At 73.6% G+C, this 1,190-nt stretch carries 1 protein-coding gene; it reads right to left on the minus strand.

Annotation, left to right across the window (positions count from 1 at the left end; genetic code table 11):
• Positions 1-154 precede the first annotated feature (154 nt).
• Entirely contained in the window at positions 155-1,090 is a 936-nt protein-coding gene (locus tag ACWCSD_RS52875; RefSeq protein WP_397156511.1) for a GNAT family N-acetyltransferase, read from the minus strand.
• Positions 1,091-1,190 lie beyond the last annotated feature (100 nt).

Consider the following 1,190-nt stretch of genomic DNA (forward strand, 5'->3'; position numbering starts at 1 on the left):
GGCGCGGATGACGGCCGCGCTGGAGGCGGCGCGCGAGGGCTCGGCGCTGCCCGAGCGGGCCACCGCGGACGACGCCCTGCACGACCTGGCCGTGCGGGCGCGCCTGACGTCCCGTCCCTGACGGGGTGCGGCCGGTCAGGGACGGGACAGGGGGTCAGACGGCGCCGGGGTCGGCCGACAGGACGAGCCGGACCGAGACGTTCTCGTACCCGGCGCGTTCGAACGCCCGCGCCATCGGGACGTTGCCCGCGTCGGTGTCGGCCATGATGCCCGGCACGCCGCGCTCGGCGTGGAAGCGGGTGATCTCGCCGAGCAGCTCGTCGACGTAGCCGCGGCCCCGGTGCGCGGGCACCACGCCGAGGTAGCCGACCACGGGCCCGGCGTCGTTGGCGGAGGGCAGCGCGACGCCGACCAGGTCGCCGCTCTTGTCGTAGGCCAGCCGCCACCAGGACCGCTCGCCCCGCATCGAGCGGTTGTCGCGGACGTCCTCGCGGGCCTGCTCCACGGGGTCCATGGTCATCAGGGCCTGCCGGGTGTGGAAGTCGAGGGTGCCCTCGGCGACCTGGCGGAAGGCGTCCACGAACACCTCGTCGTCGTCATCGCCGCGGAAGACCAGGCGGTCGGACGGCTCGGGCACCGGCGAGCCGGGCGTCCAGGCGTAGCGCAGGCGTTCCAGCTCCTCGGTCAGCCCGGCGCGGCCGGCGGCCTCCCAGCGCCAGGCGATGGCCGCCGACGCCTTCGGGTCCTCGCGCCAGCCGTTGGAGACGAAGACGTGGTACTCCGGCGTCCGGCCGAACGCGGCGTGCGCGTGGCGCAGCAGCTCGGCGGCCAGCCCCACACGGTCCTCGACCGAGGGGTGGACGTAGACGCAGTCGAGGGCGAGCGGTCGCTCCTCGCCGGCGAAGCCCCACCAGACGGCGCGGGCCAGGATCTCGCCGTTCTCCTCGGCGAGCCAGATGCGGTCGTAGCGGTAGTTGCGGCTCTCCAGGAAGGAGAGCAGCCGGTCGGGATGGGCCCAGCTGATGGATTCGTCGACGACGCAGCCGAGCAGGCGGTCGAGGTCAGCCTCGGCCGCGGGACGGAAAAGCACAGTTCCTCCGAGAAATGAAAATCACACTCGAGGACGCGCGGGAGCTGGCCGCCCTGCTCGAACGGCAGGAGGTTGGCGAGCACGTGTGGTGAAGCGGACG

It is taken from the genome of Nonomuraea sp. NPDC001684 (assembly GCF_053596515.1).